A 1,215-nucleotide genomic window follows, 5' to 3' on the forward strand; every position below is an offset into this window, starting at 1 on the left:
TGATCCTCTCCCCAAAACCGATCCGGTATTAATTAGAAAAACCGGCACCTAACACCTTCTGTTTGAACTGATTTGGAGTCAAATTGTTCAGTGAGGAATGAGGTCGGAAATCATTATAATCCTGTCGCCATTCTTCAATTTTATTTTTAGCATCTTCAAGAGAAAGAAACCAGTGGCTATTCAAACACTCATCGCGAAAACTTCCATTAAATGACTCAATAAACGCGTTATCTGTTGGTTTTCCAGGCCTTGAAAAATCCAGAGTCACGTGATTTACATAAGCCCATTTATCCAATATTTTTGAAATAAACTCAGGACCATTGTCAATGCGGATAGATTTTGGCTTTTTGTTTTCCAGTACTCTAAGACTTTCAAGAACGCCTGCAACTTCTTCGCCTCGGATGGCCTCTCCTACATGAATGGCAAGGCATTCACGACTAAAATTATCCACTATAGTTAATGCCCGTATTCTCTTGCCATTGAACAAGTTATCAGAAACAAAATCCATACTCCAGCATTCATTTAAAGTAGAGGCCAATGACCGTTCTGCTCTGTGGCTACCTGCTACATGTCGCCGAGGTCGCTTCCTTCGAAGATTAAGACCTTCTTCACAATAAATGCGGTGAACTTTTTTATGATTGATGACCCAACCTTCTCGTTGAAGCAACACATGAATACGCTGATAGCCATAGCGAACTCTTGTTTCAGCTATCTCTCTAATACGGTGTCTTATAACAGTATCTTCGCCACGGCGTGAGCGGTATTGGTATACGCTACGGCTTATCATTAAAACTTCACAGCTCCTACGGATACTTACTCGATAGCCATCCTGAAGAGAAACTGCCAGTTCCCGCTTCTTACGTGGCTTTAAAGCTTTTTTGACAGAACATCCTGCAACATCTGTTTATCCAGGCTTAAATCAGCAACCAGCTGTTTCAGGCGCTTGTTTTCATCTTCCAACTGACGCAGTTTCCTAAGCTCCGAGGCACCAAGCCCCCCATATTTCTTCTTCCATATATAAAATGTCGCTTCGCTGATGCCAAGCTTCCGACAAACCTCCGATACGCTTGTGCCTAGCTCGACCTGCTTTAAACCAAATAATATTTGTTCTTCTGTAAATTTACTGCGTTTCATGGCAAATACCCCGTTTTTCATTAATTCATATTTTGCCAGATTCTCTAGTTTAAAGTGGATCTATTTATAGGGAGGAGATCA

1 protein-coding gene is annotated in these 1,215 nt (G+C 41.3%); it reads right to left on the reverse strand.

From position 1 onward, the window contains the following. Positions 1–28 precede the first annotated feature (28 nt). Positions 29–1,134 (reverse strand): IS3 family transposase gene (locus tag E1O65_RS12400; RefSeq protein ID WP_207384256.1). Its coding sequence is split into 2 segments (ribosomal slippage): positions 29–870 and positions 870–1,134, totalling 1,107 coding nucleotides; the frame shifts between segments, so codons are not numbered across the junction. Positions 1,135–1,215: the final 81 nt, after the last annotated feature.

This window comes from Legionella sp. W10-070, from assembly GCF_900640175.1.
Lineage (GTDB): Bacteria > Pseudomonadota > Gammaproteobacteria > Legionellales > Legionellaceae > Tatlockia.